The organism is Pseudomonas sp. CIP-10 (assembly GCF_020911845.1).
GTDB classification, from domain to species: Bacteria; Pseudomonadota; Gammaproteobacteria; order Pseudomonadales; family Pseudomonadaceae; genus Aquipseudomonas; species Aquipseudomonas alloputida.
In genome coordinates this window covers 3092167-3115223 of record NZ_CP087160.1, presented here as the reverse complement: position 1 = coordinate 3115223, position 23057 = coordinate 3092167, and the positions used below count along the sequence as shown (strand labels likewise).

20 protein-coding genes are annotated in these 23057 nt (G+C 63.5%); 15 read left to right on the top strand and 5 right to left on the bottom strand.

Features of this window, described 5'->3' with window-relative positions; genetic code table 11:
- Positions 1-60: 60 nt before the first annotated feature.
- The 13 genes from LMH93_RS14150 (at position 61) to LMH93_RS14090 (ending at position 14251) form a co-directional block, all read left to right on the top strand.
- Positions 61-822, top strand: coding sequence for a hypothetical protein (locus tag LMH93_RS14150; protein ID WP_102885367.1), 762 nt, complete (start codon positions 61-63; stop codon positions 820-822).
- A gap of 286 nt (positions 823-1108) precedes the next feature.
- Positions 1109-2065 (top strand): helix-turn-helix transcriptional regulator, encoded by a 957-nt coding sequence (locus LMH93_RS14145; protein WP_012052360.1) that lies wholly within the window; start codon positions 1109-1111, stop codon positions 2063-2065.
- Between the two features lie 159 nt (positions 2066-2224).
- Positions 2225-3583, top strand: a complete 1359-nt coding sequence (benA, locus tag LMH93_RS14140; RefSeq protein ID WP_230064285.1) for a benzoate 1,2-dioxygenase large subunit — start codon at positions 2225-2227, stop codon at positions 3581-3583.
- On the top strand, positions 3580-4065 hold the full coding sequence (benB, locus tag LMH93_RS14135; protein ID WP_004374327.1) for a benzoate 1,2-dioxygenase small subunit: 486 nt from the start codon (positions 3580-3582) through the stop codon (positions 4063-4065). The genes benA and benB overlap by 4 nt, the downstream gene beginning before the upstream one ends.
- Before the next feature lie 72 nt (positions 4066-4137).
- The gene (gene benC / locus LMH93_RS14130; RefSeq protein ID WP_014756669.1) at positions 4138-5148 is read left to right on the top strand and encodes a benzoate 1,2-dioxygenase electron transfer component BenC; all 1011 of its coding nucleotides are present in this window, start codon (positions 4138-4140) and stop codon (positions 5146-5148) included.
- Positions 5149-5293: 145 nt separating this feature from the next.
- The gene (locus tag LMH93_RS14125) at positions 5294-6055 is read left to right on the top strand and encodes a 1,6-dihydroxycyclohexa-2,4-diene-1-carboxylate dehydrogenase (RefSeq protein ID WP_230064284.1); all 762 of its coding nucleotides are present in this window, start codon (positions 5294-5296) and stop codon (positions 6053-6055) included.
- Between the two features lie 57 nt (positions 6056-6112).
- On the top strand, positions 6113-7441 hold the full coding sequence (locus LMH93_RS14120; RefSeq protein ID WP_004576273.1) for an MFS transporter: 1329 nt from the start codon (positions 6113-6115) through the stop codon (positions 7439-7441).
- A gap of 29 nt (positions 7442-7470) precedes the next feature.
- Positions 7471-8385, top strand: a complete 915-nt coding sequence (catA, locus tag LMH93_RS14115; protein WP_060537374.1) for a catechol 1,2-dioxygenase — start codon at positions 7471-7473, stop codon at positions 8383-8385.
- Between the two features lie 146 nt (positions 8386-8531).
- The gene (locus LMH93_RS14110; RefSeq protein ID WP_230064283.1) at positions 8532-9731 is read left to right on the top strand and encodes a benzoate/H(+) symporter BenE family transporter; all 1200 of its coding nucleotides are present in this window, start codon (positions 8532-8534) and stop codon (positions 9729-9731) included.
- 54 nt (positions 9732-9785) lie between these two features.
- Positions 9786-11036, top strand: coding sequence for an OprD family porin (locus LMH93_RS14105; RefSeq protein WP_004374339.1), 1251 nt, complete (start codon positions 9786-9788; stop codon positions 11034-11036).
- Positions 11037-11110: 74 nt separating this feature from the next.
- Positions 11111-12190, top strand: a complete 1080-nt coding sequence (locus tag LMH93_RS14100; protein ID WP_230064282.1) for a metal-dependent hydrolase — start codon at positions 11111-11113, stop codon at positions 12188-12190.
- A gap of 68 nt (positions 12191-12258) precedes the next feature.
- The gene (locus LMH93_RS14095; protein WP_004374343.1) at positions 12259-13170 is read left to right on the top strand and encodes a LysR family transcriptional regulator; all 912 of its coding nucleotides are present in this window, start codon (positions 12259-12261) and stop codon (positions 13168-13170) included.
- Between the two features lie 100 nt (positions 13171-13270).
- Positions 13271-14251, top strand: a complete 981-nt coding sequence (locus tag LMH93_RS14090) for an LLM class flavin-dependent oxidoreductase (RefSeq protein ID WP_004374344.1) — start codon at positions 13271-13273, stop codon at positions 14249-14251.
- Between the two features lie 42 nt (positions 14252-14293).
- On the opposite strand, the gene LMH93_RS14085 is transcribed toward LMH93_RS14090, so the two are convergent.
- The 4 genes from LMH93_RS14085 to LMH93_RS14070 form a co-directional block, all read right to left on the bottom strand.
- Positions 14294-15391, bottom strand: a complete 1098-nt coding sequence (locus tag LMH93_RS14085; RefSeq protein WP_047602856.1) for an alkene reductase — start codon at positions 15389-15391, stop codon at positions 14294-14296.
- Positions 15392-15486: 95 nt separating this feature from the next.
- Positions 15487-16497: an aldo/keto reductase gene (locus LMH93_RS14080; RefSeq protein ID WP_004374352.1), complete on the bottom strand. Its 1011-nt coding sequence runs from the start codon at positions 16495-16497 to the stop codon at positions 15487-15489.
- 72 nt (positions 16498-16569) lie between these two features.
- Positions 16570-18090, bottom strand: coding sequence for an FAD-dependent oxidoreductase (locus LMH93_RS14075; RefSeq protein WP_230064281.1), 1521 nt, complete (start codon positions 18088-18090; stop codon positions 16570-16572).
- Positions 18091-18265: 175 nt separating this feature from the next.
- The gene (locus tag LMH93_RS14070; RefSeq protein ID WP_230064280.1) at positions 18266-19594 is read right to left on the bottom strand and encodes an MFS transporter; all 1329 of its coding nucleotides are present in this window, start codon (positions 19592-19594) and stop codon (positions 18266-18268) included.
- 163 nt (positions 19595-19757) lie between these two features.
- Here LMH93_RS14070 and LMH93_RS14065 point away from each other — a divergent pair, with 163 nt between their 5' ends.
- Both LMH93_RS14065 and LMH93_RS14060 read left to right on the top strand, forming a co-directional pair.
- Positions 19758-20855: a sugar diacid recognition domain-containing protein gene (locus LMH93_RS14065; protein ID WP_060537365.1), complete on the top strand. Its 1098-nt coding sequence runs from the start codon at positions 19758-19760 to the stop codon at positions 20853-20855.
- A 141-nt stretch (positions 20856-20996) separates the two neighbouring features.
- Entirely contained in the window at positions 20997-22136 is a 1140-nt protein-coding gene (locus LMH93_RS14060) for a glycerate kinase (RefSeq protein ID WP_230064279.1), read from the top strand.
- 19 nt (positions 22137-22155) lie between these two features.
- On the opposite strand, the gene LMH93_RS14055 is transcribed toward LMH93_RS14060, so the two are convergent.
- Positions 22156-23055 (bottom strand): LysR substrate-binding domain-containing protein, encoded by a 900-nt coding sequence (locus tag LMH93_RS14055; protein ID WP_230064278.1) that lies wholly within the window; start codon positions 23053-23055, stop codon positions 22156-22158.
- Between the last annotated feature and the right edge of the window lie 2 nt (positions 23056-23057).

Here is a 23057-nt window from a genome sequence, read left to right as displayed (position 1 = left end):
CCGCAGTGCACTTTTTCCATTTTCCGGGCTCTATGCTTGGCCGGGCCCTATTTATCTCCAATGTGGCCGCCGAATTTCGAACCTGTGCCGATGGCTTTAACCGACTCCAATTTCTTTCCCCGCCTGCTACTGACAGGTGCCCTCGCATGCCTGTGCGCCTGTACGCAGCAGCAGGGCCGTGACATGGTCAACCAGCTCGGCAACGGCAAACCCAGCGAGCTGTTCCAGACCAGCGTCGACCGCCTGGCCACGCTGTCGATGCGCGACAACCTGCAAAGCCTGTACCTGCTGATGAACAAGCTGTACCTGCGCAACCCCAGCCAGTGGAAGATGTCTGGTTACCTTGACGCCGCCACTGCCGAGCGACAGATCCGCATTGCCATCGAACAGCGCCGGCCGCTGCCGCAACTGGGCAACCGCCGTGACCTGGCGGCATTGAGCTACGCCCTGAGCCCAGAGTTTCGTGGGGACCGGGTCGGCGCCTTCATCTACGCCATTGGCAGTATGCTGATCACCGCGCATGGCGGGCGTACCGAGTTCTACATGACCGATACCATCGACCCCCTGTTCGTCAACAACGCCGCGCGCAATATCGAGAAGGCAACATGGATGCTCAGCCAGCGGCAAGATGCCAATGGGGTGTTGCTGCTGTTCTCGAACGAGATCTCGGAGGAGGGCAGCAACCTGAGTTTTGCCGTTGAGTTCGGCAAGATCGTCGCGCGGCTGGACTTGCTGGCCGAGTTGCTGGATGAGCGCTATCGGCGCATAGGCTTGAACTACGCGCAGAGCCTGTTGCTGATGAACTTCCTGCCGGTGCAGTGAATGAAGCGCTTGGTCCGCCGTCACGTGCAGGCCACGCGAGTACCGGAAGATACTGTTCGATAAACGAACACGTATGACGCCGGACCTGTCCGCTATCCGCCCAGCCAATCCCATCGTTGCATTGCCCAACCCCCGCCTTTTTGCTGTAGTGTCCCTGTCCGCCGGCTGTCGCCTGCCCCTGCGACGCGCTGCCAGCCCGATAGAATGACCGTGATGACCGCAACCACAGCCCACAAGGCGGTAGGGCGCGGCGACCAGAACAATAACGATACCGAGTGCCTTGCCTATGGAAAGCCGCCTGCTGAGCGAGCGCAGTAGCGTGTTTCACCACGCCGACCCTTACGCTGTGTCCGATTATGTGAACCAGCATGTAGGCCAGCATTGCATCGGTCTGTCCCGCACCACCCACCCCCAGGCCAGCCTCAGCCATCGCAAGTTCGCAGAGCTCGACCTGTGCCGTATCAGCTATGGCGGCAGTGTTCGCGTGACGTCGCCCGCGCTGGAAACCATCTACCACCTGCAAGTCTTGCTCAATGGCAACTGCCTGTGGCGCGGGCACAAGCGCGAGCAGCACCTGGTGCCGGGCGAATTGCTGCTGATCAACCCGGACGACCCGGTTGACCTGACTTACTCGGAAGACTGCGAGAAGTTCATCCTCAAGGTGCCAACCCGGCTGCTGGACTCGATTTGCGATGAACAGCGCTGGCAGCGGCCTGATGGGGGCGTGCGGTTCTTGCGCAATCATTACCGGCTGGATGAGCTGGATGGCTTCGTGAACCTGCTGGCCATGGTTTGTCATGAGGCGGAAGTGAGCGATTCGCTGCCCAGGGTGCAGGGCCATTACAGTCAGATTGTCGCCAGCAAGCTGCTGACCCTGATGAGCACCAATATCCGCCGCGAGAGCCTCAGCTCACCGGGTGCAAGCCTGGAGCGGATCATCGACTACATCGATCGCAACCTTAAGTTCGAGCTGACAGCGGAGGCACTGGCGGAGCAGGCGTGCATGAGCCTGCGCTCGTTGTATGCGCTGTTCGACCGGCACCTGCAGACCACACCCAAGCAGTACGTACGACAACGCAAGCTGGAACAGGTGCGTGCCTGCCTGGGCGATGCCAGTTGCTCGGTACGTAGCGTGACCGAACTGGCCATGGATTATGGTTTTCTGCACCTCGGGCGTTTTTCCGAGGTGTATCGACAGCAGTTTGGCGAATTGCCGTCCGAAACCTTGCGCAACCGGCGTTAAACCGTACCGGTCTCTCGCGGGTACGCCCGCGAAGAGACGCTTGAACCTGTCACCTCAACCTGCACAAAACGGATAGCACCCCGCACAAACCGGATATTGCGACCCAATCCCAGCCTCTAACCTGACCAGGTCTAAACAATAACAAGGGAGACCCTGGCCATGTCCCTGGGATTCGACTACCTCAATGCCATGCTCGAGGACGACCGTGAAAAGGGCATCTACCGCTGCAAGCGGGAGATGTTCACCGACCCACGGTTGTTCGACCTGGAGATGAAACACATCTTCGAGGGCAACTGGATCTACCTGGCCCACGAAAGCCAGATCCCCGAGAAGAATGACTTCCTCACCCTGACCATGGGGCGCCAGCCGATTTTCATCGCGCGCAACAAGGACGGTGAGCTCAATGCCTTCCTCAACGCCTGCAGCCACCGCGGTGCCATGCTGTGCCGGCACAAGCGCGGCAACCGTTCCAGCTATACCTGCCCGTTCCACGGCTGGACGTTCAACAACAGCGGCAAACTGCTGAAGGTGAAAGACCCCAGCAACGCCGGCTACCCCGACAGCTTCAACTGCGACGGCTCCCACGACCTGACCAAGGTGGCACGCTTCGAGTCGTACCGGGGCTTTTTGTTCGGCAGCCTGAACGCCGATGTGAAACCGTTGGTCGAGCACCTGGGCGAGTCGGCGAAGATCATCGACATGATCGTCGATCAGTCGCCTGAAGGCCTGGAAGTGCTGCGCGGTGCCAGTTCGTACATCTACGAAGGCAACTGGAAGTTCACCGCCGAAAACGGCGCTGACGGCTACCACGTAAGCTCTGTGCACTGGAACTACGCCGCCACCCAGAACCAGCGCAAGCAGCGCGAGGCGGGTGACGAGATCAAGACCATGAGTGCTGGCGCCTGGGCCAAGCAGGGCGGCGGTTTCTATTCCTTCGACCACGGCCACCTGCTGCTGTGGACCCGTTGGGCCAACCCGGAAGACCGCCCGGCCTATGAACGCCGCGACCAACTGGCCGCCGATTTCGGCCAGGCGCGCGCCGACTGGATGATCGAAAACTCGCGCAACCTGTGCCTGTACCCCAACGTGTACCTGATGGACCAGTTCAGCTCGCAGATCCGCGTTGCCCGGCCGATTTCGGTGAACAAGACCGAAATCACCATCTACTGCATCGCGCCGAAAGGCGAGAGCGCCGATGCCCGCGCCAAGCGTATCCGCCAGTACGAAGACTTCTTCAACGTCAGCGGCATGGCCACCCCGGACGACCTGGAAGAATTCCGCTCGTGCCAGACCGGCTATGGCGGCGGCACCGGCTGGAACGACATGTCTCGCGGCGCGAAACACTGGGTCGAAGGCGCCGATGAGGCAGCCAAGGAAATTGAACTCGAACCCCTGCTGTCGGGCGTGCGCACCGAGGACGAAGGCCTGTTCGTGCTGCAGCACAAATACTGGCAGGACACCATGATCCAGGCCCTCAAGGACGAACAGCAGCTGATCCCCGTGGAGGCCGTGCAATGAGCCTGTATGAAACCGTACGCGACTTCCTGTACCGCGAAGCGCGCTACCTGGACGATGCCCAGTGGGACCAGTGGCTGGAACTGTACGCCAGCGATGCCAGCTTCTGGATGCCGAGCTGGGACGATGACGATACCCTCACCGAAGACCCACAAAGCGAAATCTCGCTGATCTGGTACGGCAACCGTGGCGGCCTGGAAGACCGCGTGTTCCGCATCAAGACCGAGCGCTCCAGTGCGACCGTGCCCGACACCCGCACCTCGCACAACATCAGCAACATCGAGATCGTCGAGCAGGGCGAGGGCAGCTGCCAGGTGCGTTTCAACTGGCACACCCTGAGCTTCCGCTACAAGACCACCGACAGTTACTTCGGCACCAGCTTCTACACCCTCGACCTGCGCGGCGAGCAGCCGCTGATCAAGGCCAAGAAGGTGGTGCTGAAGAACGACTACGTCCGCCAGGTCATCGACATCTACCACATCTGATACAGGGTTTTTCGAGCATTGCCCGGTGCGTCTTGTGACGCGCCGTGGCCCGGCTCGCCCGCGAGGTGCAACATGAGCTACCAGATCGCACTGAATTTCGAAGACGGGGTTACCCGTTTCATTGAGGCCACCGGTCAGGAAACCGTGGCCGACGCCGCTTACCGCCAAGGCATAAACATTCCGCTGGACTGCCGTGACGGCGCTTGCGGGACCTGCAAGTGCAAGGCTGAGTCCGGTCGTTATGACCTTGGCGACAACTTCATCGAAGACGCCTTGAGCGAAGACGAAATCGCCGAAGGCTACGTGCTGACGTGCCAGATGCGCGCCGAAAGCGACTGCGTCATCCGCATCCCGGCTTCGTCGCAACTGTGCAAGACCGAGCAGGCCAGTTTCGAGGCCGCCATCAGCGATGTTCGCCAGCTGTCGGTCAGCACCATTGCCCTGTCGATCAAGGGTGAGGCCCTGAGCCGTCTGGCCTTCCTGCCGGGGCAGTATGTCAACCTCAAGGTGCCGGGCAGCGAGCAGAGCCGGGCCTACTCGTTCAGCTCGCTGCAGAAGGACGGCGAAGTCAGCTTCCTGATCCGCAACGTACCGGGTGGGCTGATGAGCAGCTTCCTGACCAACCTTGCCAAAGCCGGCGACAGCCTGAGCCTGGCCGGACCGTTGGGCAGCTTCTACCTGCGGCCAATCCAGCGCCCGCTGTTGCTGTTGGCCGGTGGTACCGGGCTGGCACCGTTCACCGCAATGCTGGAAAAGATCGCCGAGCAGGGCAGTGAGCACCCGCTGCACCTGATCTACGGCGTGACCAACGACTTCGACCTGGTCGAGCTCGACCGCCTGCAAGCGCTGGCGGCACGCATCCCCAACTTCACCTACAGCGCCTGCGTCGCCAACCCGGACAGCCAGTACCCGCAGAAGGGCTATGTCACCCAGCACATCGAGCCACGCCACCTCAATGACGGCGATGTGGATGTGTACCTGTGCGGCCCGCCACCCATGGTGGAAGCGGTCAGCCAGTACGTGCGCGAGCAGGGCATTACCCCAGCCAACTTCTACTACGAGAAGTTTGCGGCTGCGGCCTGATTCCTTTCATTTCGAACATGACACCGCCCCTGTAGGAGCGGGTTCACCCGCGAAGAGGCCTGCAGGTACAGCAGCGTTGTCTTGTCGGACGCATTCGTGGGTAAACCCGCGCCTGCAGGGCGCGCGGGAAGGCGGAGATTTGCATATGAACAACAGATTCCAAGGCAAGGTCGCCCTGGTCACCGGTGCCGCCCAAGGCATCGGCCGGGGCGTGTGCTGGCGGCTCAAGGCCGAAGGCGCACACGTGGTCGCGGTAGACCGTTCCGAGCTGGTCCACGAACTGGCTGGCGAGGGCATGCTCACCCTCACCGCCGACCTGGAACAACACGCCGATTGCGCCCGGGTCATGGCCAGCGCGGTGGAAACCCATGGCCGCCTGGACATCCTGGTCAACAACGTGGGCGGCACCATCTGGGCCAAGCCCTTCGAACACTACGAAGTCGAGCAGATCGAGGCCGAGGTGCGCCGCTCGCTGTTCCCCACCCTGTGGTGCTGCCACGCCGCGCTGCCGTACATGCTCGAACGTGGCAGTGGCGCCATCGTCAATGTCTCGTCCATCGCTACCCGCGGCGTCAACCGTGTGCCTTACGGCGCAGCCAAGGGTGGCGTCAACGCGCTCACTGCCTGCCTGGCCTTCGAAACCGCCGGCCGGGGCATCCGCGTCAACGCCACTGCGCCCGGCGGCACCGAAGCACCGCCCCGGCGCGTACCCCGCAACAGTGCAGCGCAAACCGAGCAGGAAAAGCACTGGTACCAGCAGATCGTCGACCAGACCCTCGACAGCAGCCTGATGCACCGCTACGGCAGCATCGACGAGCAGGTGGGGGCCATTCTGTTCCTCGCGTCCGACGAAGCCTCGTACATCACCGGCGTGACCCTGCCGGTTGGGGGCGGCGACCTCGGCTGAACTGCAACCTCAAGGCAAAAGCTTTCTTCCACAACAAAAACAAGAGCGACAGATGCCATGCGAACCCTTGATGTACACCCGATCATCGACAATGCGCGCTTTTCCCCGTTTCACTGGATGGTCATGGCCTGGTGCGGCCTGCTGCTGATTTTCGACGGCTATGACCTGTTCATCTACGGTGTGGTACTGCCGGTCATCATGAAAGAGTGGGGCCTGACCCCGTTGCAGGCTGGTGCACTGGGCAGCTATGCGCTGTTCGGCATGATGTTCGGCGCCCTGGCCTTCGGCAGCCTGGCCGACCGCATCGGGCGCAAGAAGGGCATTGCCATCTGTTTCGCCTTGTTCTCGGGGGCGACCATCCTCAACGGCTTTGCCAGCAGCCCGAGCGAGTTTGGCATCTACCGCTTCATCGCCGGCCTGGGCTGTGGTGGCCTGATGCCCAACGCCGTGGCACTGATGAACGAATACGCGCCCAAGCGCCTGCGCAGCACGCTGGTGGCGATCATGTTCAGTGGCTATTCGCTGGGCGGCATGCTGTCGGCAGGTGTCGGCATTTTCATGCTGCCGCGTTTTGGCTGGGAGTCGATGTTCTTCGCCGCAGCGGTGCCTCTGCTGCTGTTACCAGTGATTCTTTACTACCTGCCTGAATCCATCGGTTTCCTGGTGCGCCAAGGCCGTATCGAGGAAGCACGCTCACTGCTCAAACGGCTGGACCCGGACTGCGATGTCCAGGCCGATGATGTGCTTCAGGCGGCCGACCGCAAAGGCAGCGGCGCTTCGGTGCTGGAACTGTTCCGCAATGGCCTGGCGATTCGCACCCTGGCGCTGTGGGTTGCGTTCTTCTGCTGCCTGCTGATGGTCTACGCCCTGAGTTCCTGGCTGCCAAAGCTGATGGCCAACGCCGGCTACAGCCTGGGCTCAAGCCTGTCATTCCTGCTGGCCCTGAACTTTGGCGGCATGGCCGGGGCAATCCTCGGCGGCTGGCTGGGCGACCGCTACAACCTGGTCAAGGTGAAGGTGGCGTTCTTCATTGCCGCCGCACTGTCGATCAGCCTGCTGGGGGTGAACAGCCCGATGCCGGTGCTGTACCTGCTGATCTTCATTGCCGGCGCCACCACCATTGGTACGCAGATTCTGCTGTATGCCGGCGCGGCGCAGATGTACGGCCTGTCGGTGCGCTCTACCGGCCTGGGCTGGGCCTCGGGCATCGGCCGTAATGGCGCCATCGTCGGCCCGCTGCTGGGCGGTGCGCTGATGGGCATCAACCTGCCACTTCAACTCAATTTCATCGCCTTCGCCATTCCTGGCGCCATCGCCGCGCTGGCCATGGCCGTGCACCTGGCCAGTGGTCGGCGCCACGCCCAGGCCCTGGCGGCGCAGGCCTGAACCGAACAGAACAAGACGAGGTAACCCCCATGACCGTGAACATTTCCCATACTGCCGAGGTACAGCAGTTCTTCGAGGAGGCCGCAGGCTTTGGTAATGCGGCCGGCAACCCACGCCTCAAACGCATCGTGCAGCGCCTGCTGCAGGATACCGCGCGGCTGATCGAAGAGCTGGACATCAGCGAAGACGAGTTCTGGCACGCCGTCGACTACCTCAACCGCCTGGGCGGTCGTGGCGAGGCCGGGCTGCTGGTGGCGGGGCTGGGCATCGAACACTTCCTCGACCTGCTGCAGGATGCCAAGGACCAGGAGGCAGGGCGCGTTGGCGGTACCCCACGCACCATCGAAGGCCCGTTGTACGTGGCTGGCGCACCGATTGCCCAAGGTGAAGTGCGCATGGACGACGGCAGCGAGGAGGGCGTGGCCACGGTGATGTTCCTGGAAGGCCAGGTGCTGGACCCGCACGGACACCCGCTGCCGGGTGCCACGGTCGACCTGTGGCATGCCAATACCCGTGGTACCTATTCGTTCTTCGACCCAAGCCAGTCGGCGTACAACCTGCGTCGGCGCATCGTCACCGATGCCCAAGGGCGCTACCGCGCGCGCTCCATCGTGCCATCGGGCTATGGCTGCGACCCGCAGGGGCCAACCCAGGAATGCCTGGACCTGCTGGGCCGTCATGGCCAGCGCCCGGCGCATGTGCACTTCTTTATCTCGGCGCCCGGGTACCGGCACCTGACCACGCAGATAAACCTGTCGGGGGACAAGTACCTGTGGGATGACTTTGCCTATGCCACACGGGACGGGCTGGTCGGGGAGGTGGTGTTCGTCGAAGGGCCGGAGGGTCGGCATGCCGAGCTGAAGTTCGACTTCCAGTTGCAGCAGGCCCAGGGCGGTGCCGATGAGCAACGCAGCGGGCGGCCGCGGGCTTTGCAGGAGGCCTGATCCACCGAGTGGGCTGTTTCGCGGGCATGCCCGCTCCCACAGGTGAAGCCTGTGCAGCCGTTGTGGGAGCGGGCAAGCCCGCGAAGCAGCCAACACCCAAACAAGAGCCCGCCACAAAGGCCGGCCGCTGGCTTGCGAGAAGCTTCATGAAAACGCTGATCAAGGACTGCTCTGTGTCGGCCATCGTCGCCGGCAGCATTGCCACGACGATCTCTTACGCCGGCCCGTTGGTGATCATTTTCCACGCCGCCGAAGCGGCCGGCCTGTCGCACCAGCAGTTGTCATCCTGGGTCTGGGCCGTGTCCATGGGCAGTGCGGTGCTCGGTGCGCTGCTCAGCCTGCGCTACCGCGTGCCGGTAGTGATCGCCTGGTCGATCCCGGGGTCGGCGCTGTTGGTCACCGCCTTGCCGCAACTGGGCCTGGCGCAGGCCGTGGGCGCCTACCTGGTGGCCAACCTGGTCCTGCTGCTGATCGGCATCAGCGGGGCCTTCGACCGCATCATCGCGCGCCTGCCGGGCTCTATCGCTGCCGGTATGCAGGCCGGGATCCTGTTCAGCTTTGGCATCGAGGTGTTCCGCGCCTTGCCGGTGCAACCGCTGCTGGTACTGGCGATGTTCGTCACCTACGTGCTGATGCGTCGGGTGCAGCCGCGCTATGCCGTGGCTGCGGTGCTGGTCGTGGGCATGCTGGTGACCGTGGCCAGCGGTACGTTGCGCAGCGAGGCACTGGTGCTGGAACTGGCCTCACCCCAGTGGATCACCCCCCAGTTCAGCCTGGCGGCGGTATTCAGCCTGGCGCTGCCGATGGTGCTGGTGGCGCTGACCGGGCAATTCATGCCGGGTATGGCGGTACTGCGCAACGCTGGCTACGCCACGCCGGCCAGCCCGCTGATCAGCGCCAGTGCCCTGGCTGGGGCGCTTCTGGCGCCGTTCGGTTGCCACGGGCTGAACCTGGCGGCGGTTACCGCCAGCCTGTGCACCGGCCATGAAGCCCATGAAAACCCGCAACGGCGTTATGTGGCGGCGGTGGCTGGCAGTGCGTTGTACCTGCTACTGGGCATTGCCGGGGCCACCTTGATGTCGCTGTTCGCCGCCTTTCCCGCCGTCCTGATCGCGGCCCTGGCCGGTTTGGCCCTGTATGGCGCCATCAGCGAAGCCCTGGTCCGCAGCCTGGCAGAACCGGCCGAGCGCGACGCCGGGCTGTTCACCTTCCTGGTCACCGCTTCGGGGGTGGCTTTTCTGGGCCTGTCGGCAGCGTTCTGGGGGCTGCTGTTCGGCCTGCTGGCGCACGCGCTGCTGAGGCTGCGCCAGCCACGTGCCCGGGAGGTGCTGCGCCGTACTCCATGAACTGCCGTTTTTCCAACGCTTTACCCATAAAAACAAGATCAAGAGAGCTTCGGAATGAACCACACCCCTTGCGTTGCCCTGGGCCTGACACTGCTCAGCCAGCCACTGCTGGCTGCCGAAGGCGGCTTCTTCGAGGACTCGAAGGCCACCCTGAGTGCCCGTAACTACTACTTCAGCCGCGATTTTTCCGACATTGTCGGGGCCAACAAACAGTCCAAGGCCGAGGAGTGGGCCCAGGGTTTCATCCTCGACTTCAAAAGTGGCTACACCCCGGGCCCGGTCGGCTTTGGCGTGGACGCCCTGGGCTTGCTGGGGATCAAGCTGGACAGCAGTCCAGACCGCACCAACACCGGCCTGTTGCCGGTGCATGGCGACGGCCGTGCTGCCGATGAGTACAGCCGCCTGGCGCCGACCTTCAAGGCGCGGATATCAAAAACCGAACTGCGTGCAGGTGAACTGCAACCGAACCTGCCGGTGCTGACTTTCAGTGATATTCGCCTGTTGCCACCCACCTATCAGGGCCTGAGTTTGAGTTCGTCCGAAATCGACGGGCTGACTATGCAGGCCGGGCACTTGAAAAGCACCCACCTGCGCAACGAAGGTGGCGACGGCAAGATGAACGCGATGCTTGGCCATGTGCCGATGCGACAGGCCGAAAGCGACGCGTTCAACTATGTGGGTGGGGATTATGCGTTCAATGCCAACCAGAGCAGCGTCAGCCTTTGGTACGGTCAGCTGGAGGACATCTACCAACAAGGCTTTGTTGGCCTGAAGCACAGCAAACCCGTCGGGGACTGGGTACTCAGCGCCAACCTGGGTTATTTCACCGCGCGTGAGCAAGGCGATGCGCTGCTGGGCAACATCGACAACCAGGCGTTCTTCTCGCTGTTCACTGCCCGGCACGGCGGGCACAGCTTCCATGCCGGCTACCAGGGCATTTATGGCGATAGCCCGTTCCCACGGGTATTCGCCAACATCTCGCCGCTGGGCAACGAGGTGCCGACCTATGAGTTTGCCTACACTGACGAACGTTCGTACCAGGTGCGTTACGACTACAACTTCGCCGCCATGGGCGTGCCGGGCCTGACAGCGACTGTGCGCTACATAACCGGTAACAATGTCGACACCGGGCTGGGTTACGAAGGGCGTGATCGCGAGCGTGACCTGGATATCGGCTATGCGGTGCAGAGCGGGGCACTGAAAGGGTTGGGGATACGGGTGAGGAACGCCATGGCGCGCTCCAACTACCGCAGTGATATCGACGAGAACCGCCTGACGCTGGTGTACACCTGGCAGTTGTTCTGAGCCTTCCAGGAGAATTGCGCATCAGGGGTGTATGAGGGTAGCGTGCGGTAACGACTCTTTCAGGAATCCCCACCTTGGACTCCATCACCCAAGCCGTACTCGGCGCGGCGCTGCAAGGGACCGTGCTCGGGCGCATCCAGGGCCGACGCTCGCTGCTGTATGGTGCAGCACTGGGCACGCTGCCGGACCTGGATGTGATCATTCGCTATGCCGACCCGGTGTCGCAGATGACTTATCATCGCGGCTTCTCCCACTCGTTGTTCGTGCTCACCGGCCTGGCCTTGCTGTTGGCCTGGCTGGTCAACAAGCGCTGGCCCGGAAAGGGGTATACCTTGCCCAGGCTTTTTGTGGCGTTCTGGCTGGTATTGGTAACCCATCCGGTGCTCGACGCCTTCACGGTTTACGGCACGCAGTTGTTCTGGCCTTTGCACACCACCCCGGAAAGCTGGGCGGCGGTGTTCATTATCGACCCGGTCTACACCGTGCCGCTGCTGGCTGCGGTGGTCTTCACCCTCATGAAGGGCGTGACCCGCAGGGCTACCCGCCTGCTGACCATGGCCCTGGTGTTCAGTACATGCTACCTGGGTTTCGGCCTGGCGGGGCGCATGGCTGCCGAGAAGCGCTTCCAGTCGGCACTGGACCAGCAAGGTATCGTCGTGAGCGAGGTGCGTGCCGTGCCGATGGCCTTCAACAGCCTGGTCTGGCGGGTGTTGGCCAAGACCCCGGATGGCGATTACTACGAAGGCATCAGCAGCGTGCTCGACCAGCAACCACCCGAAATGCAACGCTTGTCGCGCAACCTGGAACTGGCGCAAGCACTGAACAATGACCCTTTGCACCAGCGCTTGCGCTGGTTCACCGATGACTGGCTGCGTTATGACCAGATTGGCGACGCACTGGTGGTCACCGACCTGCGCATGGGTATCCCGGGGAATTACACCTTCCGTTTCAACATGGCTCAGCGCGATCATCAAGGGCAGTGGATGGTCGGTGTCCCTTCGCCGTGGCGAGGCAGCGGGCCTGGCTCGCTGTTCAACGCTCAAGAGCTGATGCTTATCTGGCGACGCATTGTCGACCAGCAGCCGCCACTGCCGCTGGCTAACTGGACCGATCGCTACCTCGGGCAAACGGAAGCTGCAAGGCAGCCCCACTAGATCAGGAACCTTGCATTGCCTGAAATCGCACCCATCTATGGCGGTTCGATCAGCGTCAGGAAAACACCATGGAACCCAACCGCTTCGGCGACATCGCCGCTTTCGTCAGCGCCGCGAAGGCCGGTAGCTTCACCGCTGCGGCTGCCAGCCTGGGCCTGACGCGTTCAGCGGTGGGCAAGAGCATCGCCCGCCTGGAAGCCCGCATGGCGGTGCGCCTGCTCAACCGCACTACGCGCAAGCTGAGCCTGACCGATGAAGGCCTGGTGGCGTTCGAGCGCTGGCGGCAGATTCTGGATGACCTGGACGAGGTCGAAAGCACCATGGCCCTGCGCCGCGGCAAGCCCACCGGCACCCTGCGCCTGACCGCACCGCTGTCGCTCGGGCAGCGCCATGTATTGCCTATCCTCGACCAGTACCTCAAGCAATGGCCCGAACTGCGGGCGGATATCCGCTTCACCGACCGTTTCGTTGATCTGGTCGAAGAGGGCGTGGACGTCGCCGTGCGCATCGGTGCACCTAAGGAAGACTCGCAATTGCTGACGCGCACCGTCGCCTGGCAGCAGTTCGTGACCTGTGCATCGCCTGCGTATCTGGAGAAGCGCGGTGTGCCGCAGATGCCCGGCGACCTCTATGGCCATGACAAGATCGCCTTCCTGGCGGGCGAGAAGGCCATGCCCTGGCGCTTTCACACAGAAGCGGGGCTGCACCTGTGCGAAGATCCCGGGCGGCTGAACATCGACAGTTCCGAGGCCATGCTTGACGGCGCCCGGGCCGGTTTCGGCCTGATTCACCTGCCTACCTATATCACCGGTGACGACCTGCGCGCTGGCAATCTGGTGGAGGTACTGCACGCCTACCGCCCCCCGGCAGACCCCATTCGCATCGTCTACCCAAGCAAGCGCCACCTGTCCCCTCGGGTACGCGGCTTCATCGACTTGTTGGTGGCCAGCTGGGAGCCGGGCGTGCCTTGGGAATACTGATTGGGGAATGCCAGGCCCCTATGCCGGGCCTGAAACCGGGTTTATCGCTGGCGGCGCAGCATGGAAACTGGCAGCCATTGATAATCCCTCTGGAGACCCCATGACTGCACTGTCCGTACTGGATCTGGTCATGATCGGCGAAGGCAAGACCTTCGCCGATGCGATCGAAGAATCCCGCCAGCTGGCGCGGCATGTCGAGCAACAGCACTACAGCCGCTACTGGATCGCCGAGCACCATGACATGCCGGGCATTGGCTCGGCTGCCACTTCGCTGGTGATCAACGAAATCGCCAACGCCACCCGACACATTCGTGTTGGGGCTGGCGGCATCATGCTGCCCAACCATGCGCCGTTGGTGGTGGCCGAACAGTTTGGCACCCTCGATACATTGCACCCGGGCCGTATCGACCTGGGCCTGGGCCGTGCGCCAGGCACGTCCGGGCCGACCGTGCGTGCATTGCGCGGCGCCGCGCCAGAGCGTGATTTCAGCCAGGACATCGCCGAGCTGCGTGATTACCTGGCGGACAACGGCAAACGCCGGGTGCGCGGCGTACCGGGTGCGCACGATGTGCCGGTGTGGATCCTCGGTTCCAGCCTGTTCGGTGCTGACCTGGCGGCGAAGCTGGGCCTGCCTTATGCCTTCGCCTCGCACTTTGCCCCGCGTTACCTGCTGCAGGCCATTGCCCATTACCGCGCCAACTTCCAGCCGTCCGCGCAACTGGCCAAACCCTATGTGATGGTTGGCATGAACCTGTTCGCCGCTGCCAGCGATGCTGAGGCGGACTACCTGGCCAGCTCCCACCGCAAGTGGATGCTGGACCTGCATGTCGGGCGCTTTGGCTTGCTGCCCAAGCCGCAAGAGGGTTACATCGAACGCTTGCCGGACCACGAGCGCGCCGTGCTCGAGCAGGTGATGGCCTGCACCGTAGCCGGAGGGCCTGAACGGGTGAGGGAAGGGCTGCGCTCGCTGATCGAGCAGACCGGGGCGGACGAGCTGATGATCGACTGCCGCATCCATGACCCGCTGGCGCGGCAGCGGTCACATGCCTATGCCGCGCAGGCGCTGGCTGAACTGGGCTGACACGACAAAAAACGGGCGCCCGCAAGAGCGCCCGTTTTTGCATCAAGCCTGCTTCAGGAACGGATAATCCGTATACCCTTCAGGCCCATTGGCGTAATCGAACTTCGCCCGGTGCTCATTCAGCGGCGCTTGCAGCCGCAGACGCTCCACCAGGTCGGGGTTGGCAATGTAGGCGCGCCCGAACGCCACGGCATCGATCAAACCCCGCCCGATGAGGTCTTCGCCTTTCTCGGCGGTGTAGGCACCGGCCGCGATGATCACCCCGGGGTAGGCGGCGCGAATGGCCTGGCGGAACTCGTCACGCAGTGGCTTGCCGCCGGCCCAGTCCGGCTCGGACAGGTGCAGGTAGGCGAGGTTGCGCTTGGCCAGTTCGCGGATCAGGTACAGGCCGGCGGCTTCCTGGTCTTCGCCATTGTCCACACCATTGAAACCACCCAGCGGGAACACGCGAATACCGACCCGGTCGGCGCTCCAGTTGGCAATGGCCGCATCCACCGCCTCCAGCACAATGCGCGCACGGTTTTCAACGCTGCCGCCGTAGCGGTCTTCGCGCTGGTTGGCACTGGGGGTGAGGAACTGGTGCAGCAGGTAACCGTGGGCGGCGTGCAACTCGATGAAGTCGAAACCGGCTTCACAGGCATTGATCGCGGCCTGGCCAAAGTCAGCGACGATGTCAGCGATCTCCGCTTCGCTGAGCGCCCGGGGTGCGGAGGTTTCCACGCGCGTCAGGTTGCCTTGCGCGTCACGCAGGGTGGTGCGTGCGTCCGCCGGCAGCGCCGAAGGGGCCACGGGTGCCTCGCCGCCAGGTTGCAGCGAGGTATGCGACACCCGCCCGGTGTGCCACACCTGCACGGCGCTGTGGCCGCCATCGGCATGGATGCCTTGGTTGATGTGCTTCCAGGCAGCGATCTGTTCGGCGCTGTGAATGCCGGGCGAGCCAGAATAGCCCTTGGCCTGGAAGGAGATTTGCGTGGCTTCAGTGATGATCAGGCCAGCACTGGCGCGCTGACGGTAGTACTCGGCCATCAGCGCGGTGGGTACATCACCCGGCTCCAAGCTGCGCAGGCGGGTGAGGGGGGCCATGAATACGCGGTTGGGCAGGGTGAGTGGGCCGATTTGCAGCGGTTGCAAGAGTTTCATTGCAGCTCCAGAGGTGGAAAACCAATGGTGCGCACGATACCGAGGTGATTGGGGAAAGGGGGGACCGGGAGCCCGGCTCAGGGCTCCCCAATGCGTCAGCTGCGCGCCAGCCGCCCACTCACATAATGCGCCACGTCATTGAAGCCCGGCGTGGACGCATGCCCTGGCGTTACCAACGAATCGATGAACGCCTCATCCTCCGCGGTAATCTTCACCGCCAATGCGCCGCCATAGGTATCCCACTGCTCCTCGGTCCGCGGCCCGACAATCGCCGAACTGACCCATTGGTTATTCAACACCCAGGCAATGGCGAATTCGACAATACCCACCCCCTTGGCCTCTGCATACGTCTGAATCTGCCGGGCAATGGTCAGCGACTCCTGGCGCCACTCCACTTCCATGATGCGTTTGTCCTGCCGCCCTGCGCGGCTACCGGCGTCCGGCACGGCGCCCGGCGCATACTTGCCACTGAGCACGCCCCGGGCCAGCGGGCTGAAGGGTACGACGCCCAGACCATGGGCGGCGGCGGCAGTAAGCTGTTCGGGCTCGGCCTGGCGGTTGACGATGTTGTACAGCGGCTGGCTGACTACCGGCCTGGGCACGCCAAGGCGCTCGGCAACATGGCAGACCTCGGCAATGCGCCAGCCACGGAAATTGGACACCCCCCAGTAGCGGATCTTGCCCTGGCGCAACAAGTCGCCAATGGCCTGCACGGTCTCCTCCAGCGGTACCTTGTGGTCTTCGCGGTGCAGGTAGTAGATGTCCAGATAGTCCATGCCCATGCGGGTCAGTGTGGCATCCACGGCATTGAAGATGTGCTTGCGCGACAACCCGCTGCGGTTAGGCAGGCCGTCGGCCGGGCCGAAGCCGACCTTGCTGGCGACGACCCAGTCATGGCGATGGCGCGCCACGGCTTCACCGACGATTTCTTCCGAGCGCCCGGCGTTGTACACGTCGGCGGTGTCGATGAAGTTGATGCCTTGGTCCCAGGCCTTGTCGATGATGCGCAGGGCATCCTCGGTACGGGTCTGCTCGCCGAACATCATGCTGCCCAGGGTAAGGGCGGAAACCTGCAGGCCACTGTGGCCGAGGGGGCGGTAGATCATGCGCGTGGGTCCTTATGCAGTCAGCTGACCTGCCTGTTTTACACACAACCGGGATGCATTGAAAGGCACCCCTTAGCCAATGAGCGCCAAAGCTTCCTGCAGGCTCAAGGGGCGCTTCAGGCGTTGCGACAGCGTCGCCATGGCATCGGAGTAACCCTTGGCGATAACGGCCTCGACGCGTTCATCCACACACTGCAGGGCAACAAAATCGCCGTTTTCCGGCTCACCGACGAATTCGATCCGGTTCCAGTCTCTGGCATGGCCTAGCACTTCATAGGTACGGCCATGCTGGTAGGTCCAAAAGAACGGTACATCGGCATAACGGCGTTGTTGGCCAAGCATGTTGGCGGCGGCGATCACCCCGTGTTGCTGGGCCAGGCGCCAGTGCTCGATGCGCACCGGGCGCCCCGAGAGCGGGAAGGTGGCAATGTCACCTGCGGCCCACAAACCGTCAGCTGCGCGCATTTCGGCGTCGACCCTCACCGATTTGTCTTCGCCAAGCGGCACCCCTTGAAGGAACGCGGTGGCGGGTTTTACCCCGGTGCCGAACAGCACCAAGGGGGTCTGCAGCCGTTCACCATTGGCCAGTTGCACCGCTTCGACCTTGTCCTGGCCTTCGATCCGCTCGACCTCGGTGGGGCCGTGGAAGGTGATGCCTTTTCGTTCATGCAGCGCGCGAATGCAGCGCCCGATACGCTCGCCCAATTGTCGGGCCAGAGGGACTTCGTGGCGCGAGACTACGTGCACCTGCACGCCATACTTGCGCAATGCCGAGGCTGCCTCCAGGCCGATGAAGCCGTCACCGACGATGACCACCGGTTGGCCAGGCTCGGCTGCGTCGAGCAACTGTGCAGCATCTTCCAGTGAGCGGAGGGTGAACACCCCGGGCAGGTCGGCGCCGGGAATGTCGGGGCGCAGTGCTTTACCGCCGGTTGCCAGCAGGCAGGCGTCGTAATCGATCTGCTGACCATCGGCGAGGGTGACCTGGCGCTTCTGGCTGTTCAGGGTGCGCACCTTGCCGTGCTTACGCTGCAGTTGGCCCTTGCGCAGGGCGTCGGGTTCGAGCAGCGCGGGGACCTCATCGGGCGCCATCTGCCCGGCAATCACGAATTTGCTCAGTGCTGTGCGATCGTAGGCCGGCTGGCGCTCCTGATCGATCCATACCAGCCTGCCCGCGAAGCCATGAGCCAGCAGGGTGGCGACGGCGGCGCTGCCGGCGGCACCAGCGCCAACCACCACAAAACAGCGGGCATCGCTGTGCCTGGGCGGTTCGCTTGCCGGCAGGGGCTGGTCATCGACCCAGACTTCATCGCCCTTGATCCACGCCTTGTAGCGGCGCAGGTCGGCCAGCGCAGGCGGTTCACAGACCACGCCATCGTCAACGGCGAACGCAGCTTTGTGCCAAGGGCAAACCAGCAAACCGCCGCAAACCACGCCTTCATCAAGGGGGGCGCCTGCGTGGGGGCAATTGCCCTGGTAGGCGTGTACCTGATCGCCTTGGCGGATGAGGATGAGTTCTTCGTTGCCGGCCTGGACGCGCAGGGGGCGGTGCTCGTCGAGCTGGGCCAAGCGGGCCACGGCGTACTGGGTCATGGGGGCTTCTCCAAAGGGCCTTTGGAACCATTTGACGCCTGGGGCGGGAAGGGGATGCGTTGAGCTGACGATCGGTGGCGGGTGTGGATTTGGTGTGGCTTGGGTGGGCATCATTGCAGGCTTGCCCGCGCCCACAGGCTTGAAACTTGTGGGCGTGGGCAAGCCTGCGAATGCCTCAACTCACCCGTGCAGTACTCAGCGAAACCGCTCGCGTTACACGCAAGGCCACCAGGCTACCCAATACGATCAACGCGGCGAGCGAATACAGTGCGGCATCGGTTGAGCCGGTCTGGTCCTTGATGAACCCGACCAGGTACGGGCTGAGAAACCCCGCCATCTGGCCTACCGAGTTGATGATCGCCAGACCTGCCACGGCGGCACTGGCACTGAGCAGCGCAGTCGGCATTGGCCAGAACATCGGCAAACCGGTGAGCGCGCCCATGGTGGCGATCGACAAGCCAAGAATGGCAATGCTCGGGTTGCCGGCGAAGTTCACCGCAATCAGCAGGCCGACGGCGCCCATCAGCATTGGCACCACCAGGTGCCAGCGGCGCTCGTTGCGCAGGTCGGCCGAGCGCCCGCAAAGGATCATGAACACACCCGCCAGCAGGTACGGGATGGCGCTGAGCCAGCCGATCAGCAGCGGGTTGTCGAAGCCCATGCTCTTGATGATCGAGGGTAGCCAGAAGTTGATCGCGTATACGCCGCTCTGGATGCAGAAATAGACGAAGCCGAAGGTCCAGATCAGCGGGTTGGTCAACACGGCCAGCACGCTGTCGCTGGTGGTGCTCGGTTTGCTTGCAGCATCGGCCTGCAGGTCGGCAGCAATCAGTTGACGTTCAGCCGGGCTCAGCCAGGCGGCTTTCTGGTAGCCGTCACTGAGCAGGAACACCGCCAGTACGCCCAACGCCACGGTCGGCAGGCCCTGGATCAGGAACATCCACTGCCAGCCGGCCAGGCCGTGCTGGCCGGCGGCAAAATGTTCGAGGATCCAGCCGGAGTACGGCCCGCCAAGCAGGCCCGATACCGGGATCGCCGACATGAAAAGGGCCATGATGCGGCCGCGCCGGGCCGCCGGGAACCAGCGCGAGAGGTACAGCACCACACCCGGGAAGAAGCCGGCTTCGGCAGCGCCGGTGAGCAGGCGCAGGGTGTAGAACTCGGTAGGGGTGGTGACGAACAGCAGGCAGGTGGACAGGCTGCCCCAGGCGATCATCATCAGCGCGATCCAGCGCCGTGGGCCGAAGCGATTGAGGGCCAGGTTGCTTGGCAGGCCACACAGTACATAGCCGATGAAGAAGATGCCGGCGCCAAGGCCGTACACCGTTTCGCTGAATTTCAGGGCGTCGAGCATCTGCAGCTTGGCAAAGCCGACGTTGACGCGGTCCAGGTAGTTGAACAGGTAGCAGATGAAAATGAACGGAATCAGCCGCAAGGTGATGCGCCGGTACAGCGCGTTGCGGGTGGTGTCCGTGCCTTGGTCAGGGGCGGGGCTGTGTGCCATGATCGGGTTCTCTGTTGTTATGGTTTTCGCCGCGTCGCCTGTTCCGGCGCTCGCCCTGACGAGTCTCGGGGACTGCGGCTAGCCTGTCTTTGTGCTTTTGCACAGCGCTTGGCCCAGGCTGCTGTGCCCGAGCCCAAAAGCCAAACACCTAAAGGACCCCGCAATGTTCGAACTCGACCATGACCTGGCGCAGGATATCGTTGACCGGGCAATGGCCATCTTGCCTTGCAACGTCAATGTCATGGACAGCCAAGGTTTGATCCTGGGCAGTGGTGAGCCGGAGCGCATCAACACCCGTCACGAGGGGGCGCAGCTGGTCTTGGCCAATGGCCGGATCGTCGAGCTGGATACCGACGCGGCCAAGTGCCTGAAGGGCGTGCAGCCCGGTGTGAACCTGCCATTGATGCTCGATGGGCGGCTGATGGGCGTGTTAGGCCTGACCGGCGACCCGCAGCAGGTGCGCACGTATGGCGAGCTGGTGCGCATGACCGCCGAAATGCTGCTGGCCCAACGCAATTTACAGGCTGACCAGCAATGGCGAAGGCAGCGCTGTGACGACCTGCTGGCGCTGTTGCTCGGCGGCAGCGGTAACGCCCCGCGCTTGCTGGACGAAGCCCGTCAGTTGGGCTTGAAACCTCAGCTGGCGCGGATACCGTGCCTGTTCGAGATTACGTCGGGGCCACCTGCCGAGGCGCTGGCCGCATGGTTGATGAGCCGTTATCCGGATAGCTGGTGCGTCAGCCCGGCCCGCCAGTCGTTGCTGTGGTGCCGCCCGGCAGGCGTGGCACTGGATGAACTGCGCCTGCTGGAACGCCTGCAACGCCACGGCTGGGACATTGAGCGACTGGCCCTGGGCAGTGCAGCGCAGAGCCTGGAGCAGTTACGCCGTGGTTACCGCCGGGTGCGTGACTTGCTGGCCTATGGCCGCGAAGTGTTGCCCAGCGAACGATTGCTCAGCCTGCAGCGCTACCGGCTGCCGGCGCTGCTGTGGCGCCACCGTAACGACGACGCGCTGGACGAGCTGCTGGAGCCGTTGCAGCGCATCCGCGCCAAGGACAGCAGTGGCCAGTTACTCACCACCCTGCGCGCCTGGTGTGCACATGACGGCCAGAGCCAGTCCTGTGCCGATGCCCTGGGCATCCACCGCAACAGCCTGCGCTATCGACTGGAGCGCATAGCCGAGCTGGGTGAGGTCGACCCGCTGCGCCTGGAAGGGATGCTTAGCTTGTATCTGGGGTTGCAGCTGTTGCCCGCTGACTGAAGTATTCACTTGCCGGCGATTGGGCCAGAACAGGCAAAAAGGCATCTGCCCAAACAACCCGGCCGGCGTTTTGTGCATTTGACCGAGGCCACCTGGGCAGCCACCTGTCAGCATGCCGCTCATCAGGACAGGAGAAACCCCATGAAAATCGTCATTGCCCCCGACTCGTTCAAGGACAGCCTCGACGCTGCCGGTGTCGCCCGCGCCATCGCTGCGGGCCTGAGCGAAGCGTGGCCCGAGGCTGAACTGGTCGAGTGCCCAATGGCCGACGGTGGCGAAGGCACCATGGAGGCGATCCTGGCCGCCAGCCAGGGTGAACTGCGCCGCCAGTCCGTGCGCGGGCCATTGGGGGAGCACGTCGAGGCCGGCTGGGGCTGGTTGCCGCAAAGTCGCACCGCAATCATCGAAATGGCCCAGGCCAGTGGCTTGCAACGGGTGCCAACCGGCCAGCGCGATGCTTGCCGCAGCAGCACCTGGGGGACCGGTGAGCTGATTGCCGCAGCCCTCGACGCTGGCGCTCAGCGTGTGGTGCTGGCCATCGGTGGCAGCGCCACCAACGATGCCGGCAGTGGCATGTTGCGAGCGCTTGGCCTGCGCCTGCTGGATGCTGACGGGCAAGCGCTGGAAGAGGGCGGCCTGGCCTTGGCCAAGCTGGCCCGTATCGACGCCAGCAGTCTCGACCCGCGCCTGGCCGGGGTGCAGTTTGAAGTCGCGGCGGATGTCGACAACCCCTTGTGTGGCGCCAACGGCGCATCGGCGATCTTCGGCCCGCAGAAAGGTGCCAACCCGCAGCAAGTAGAGGCGCTGGACCACGCGCTGAATCATTTTGCCGACCATTGTGCGCTGCTGTTGGGCGCGGATGTGCGCGATTACCCTGGTTGTGGTGCGGCCGGTGGCATGGGCTTCGCTGCCCGGGCATTCATGGCCGCGCAGTTCCGCCCTGGGGTGGAAGTCGTGGCTGAGCTGGCTGGCCTTGACGCCCTGGCACAAGGGGCAGATCTGGTGGTGACGGGCGAGGGGCGTTTCGATGCCCAGACACTGCGCGGCAAGACGCCGATGGGGGTGGCGCGGGTTGCCAAGCGCCATGGCGTGCCGGTGGTGGTACTGGCCGGGACCTTGGGGGAGGGGTATCAGCAGTTGTATGCCCATGGGGTCGACGCTGCATTTGCACTGGCCAGTGGACCGATGAACCTGGAGCAGGCGTGTGCAAATGCTGCCGAGCTGTTGCAGGCCAGGGCCTGTGATATCGGTCGGCTGTGGCGCTGCGCGAAGCGAGGCTGAACACCCTGTAGAAATGGCCTTATTGCTGTGTCTCGAACATGGCAATGAAGTTGGCCAGCGCTGGCGAAGCATTCTGGGCGTTCCATTTCATGTACAGCCCAAGCCCGGGGGGTGGCTGGTCATCGATAGGGCGGATGGGGCAAAACTGCACGCGTTCGCGCGGGGTTGAGCGGACGAAGGACGCCGGCACCAGGGCCACGCCAAAGCCGCAGGCCACCAGACCCAGCAGGGTGTGGATCTGCGCCGCCTCCTGCACGACCTTGGGGTAGAACCCGGCCGATTCGCACAACGCAACCAACTGTGCGTGGTAGCCGCCGCCCAGCGCTTGTGGGGTGAATACGAAGTCCTCATCGGCAAACTCGCGCAAGTCGATGGCCTCGTGCTGCGCCTTGGGGTGGCTGGCAGGCAGCGCCATGACGATCTGCTCGTCAAGCAGCAAGCGTGCCTCCAGGGTGCCGGCCGGCAGTGGTAGCCTGCGCATGAAGCCGATATCCGCCTCACCGGCCAGCAAGGCCTTGGCCTGGGAGGCGGATGGCATCTCGCGGATGGTCAGCTGCACGTTCGGATAAGTCTCCCGAAAGCGGCGCAAGCGGTTGAGCAGCGAGTCGTAATAGGCGATGGAAATGGCCGTGATGGTCAATTTGCCGCTGACCCCCGCCGAAACGCTGCGCGCGTACTCGATCCCTTGTTCCAGTTCAGCAAGCGTGCGGTAGGCGGTGTCGAGAAACGCTGCACCCGCTGCGGTCAGGCGCACCCCGCGCTTGTTGCGCAGAAGCAGGCCAAAGCCGAGCTTTTCTTCGAGCCGGTTGATCGCCTGGCTCAGCGGCGGTTGCGCCATGTGCAGGCGCTGGGCGGCCTTGTGAAAGTGCAGCTCTTCGGCCACGGCGATGAACTGCCTGAGCAAACGTGTTTCGATCATCC

Bases quoted from the DNA above. Each gene is read 5' to 3' on its own strand.
- LMH93_RS14080 (WP_004374352.1), bottom strand. From the start codon at position 16,497: ATGATCTACCGCCCCCTCGGCCACAGTGGCCTGCAGGTTTCCGCCCTT.
- LMH93_RS14150 (WP_102885367.1), top strand. From the start codon at position 61: ATGTGGCCGCCGAATTTCGAACCTGTGCCGATGGCTTTAACCGACTCC.
- catA (WP_060537374.1), top strand. From the start codon at position 7,471: ATGACCGTGAACATTTCCCATACTGCCGAGGTACAGCAGTTCTTCGAG.
- LMH93_RS14060 (WP_230064279.1), top strand. From the start codon at position 20,997: ATGAAAATCGTCATTGCCCCCGACTCGTTCAAGGACAGCCTCGACGCT.
- benA (WP_230064285.1), top strand. From the start codon at position 2,225: ATGTCCCTGGGATTCGACTACCTCAATGCCATGCTCGAGGACGACCGT.
- LMH93_RS14125 (WP_230064284.1), top strand. From the start codon at position 5,294: ATGAACAACAGATTCCAAGGCAAGGTCGCCCTGGTCACCGGTGCCGCC.
- LMH93_RS14090 (WP_004374344.1), top strand. From the start codon at position 13,271: ATGACTGCACTGTCCGTACTGGATCTGGTCATGATCGGCGAAGGCAAG.
- LMH93_RS14095 (WP_004374343.1), top strand. From the start codon at position 12,259: ATGGAACCCAACCGCTTCGGCGACATCGCCGCTTTCGTCAGCGCCGCG.
- LMH93_RS14145 (WP_012052360.1), top strand. From the start codon at position 1,109: ATGGAAAGCCGCCTGCTGAGCGAGCGCAGTAGCGTGTTTCACCACGCC.
- LMH93_RS14120 (WP_004576273.1), top strand. From the start codon at position 6,113: ATGCGAACCCTTGATGTACACCCGATCATCGACAATGCGCGCTTTTCC.
- LMH93_RS14085 (WP_047602856.1), bottom strand. From the start codon at position 15,391: ATGAAACTCTTGCAACCGCTGCAAATCGGCCCACTCACCCTGCCCAAC.
- LMH93_RS14105 (WP_004374339.1), top strand. From the start codon at position 9,786: ATGAACCACACCCCTTGCGTTGCCCTGGGCCTGACACTGCTCAGCCAG.
- LMH93_RS14110 (WP_230064283.1), top strand. From the start codon at position 8,532: ATGAAAACGCTGATCAAGGACTGCTCTGTGTCGGCCATCGTCGCCGGC.
- LMH93_RS14075 (WP_230064281.1), bottom strand. From the start codon at position 18,090: ATGACCCAGTACGCCGTGGCCCGCTTGGCCCAGCTCGACGAGCACCGC.
- LMH93_RS14070 (WP_230064280.1), bottom strand. From the start codon at position 19,594: ATGGCACACAGCCCCGCCCCTGACCAAGGCACGGACACCACCCGCAAC.
- benC (WP_014756669.1), top strand. From the start codon at position 4,138: ATGAGCTACCAGATCGCACTGAATTTCGAAGACGGGGTTACCCGTTTC.
- LMH93_RS14065 (WP_060537365.1), top strand. From the start codon at position 19,758: ATGTTCGAACTCGACCATGACCTGGCGCAGGATATCGTTGACCGGGCA.
- benB (WP_004374327.1), top strand. From the start codon at position 3,580: ATGAGCCTGTATGAAACCGTACGCGACTTCCTGTACCGCGAAGCGCGC.
- LMH93_RS14055 (WP_230064278.1), bottom strand. From the start codon at position 23,055: ATGATCGAAACACGTTTGCTCAGGCAGTTCATCGCCGTGGCCGAAGAG.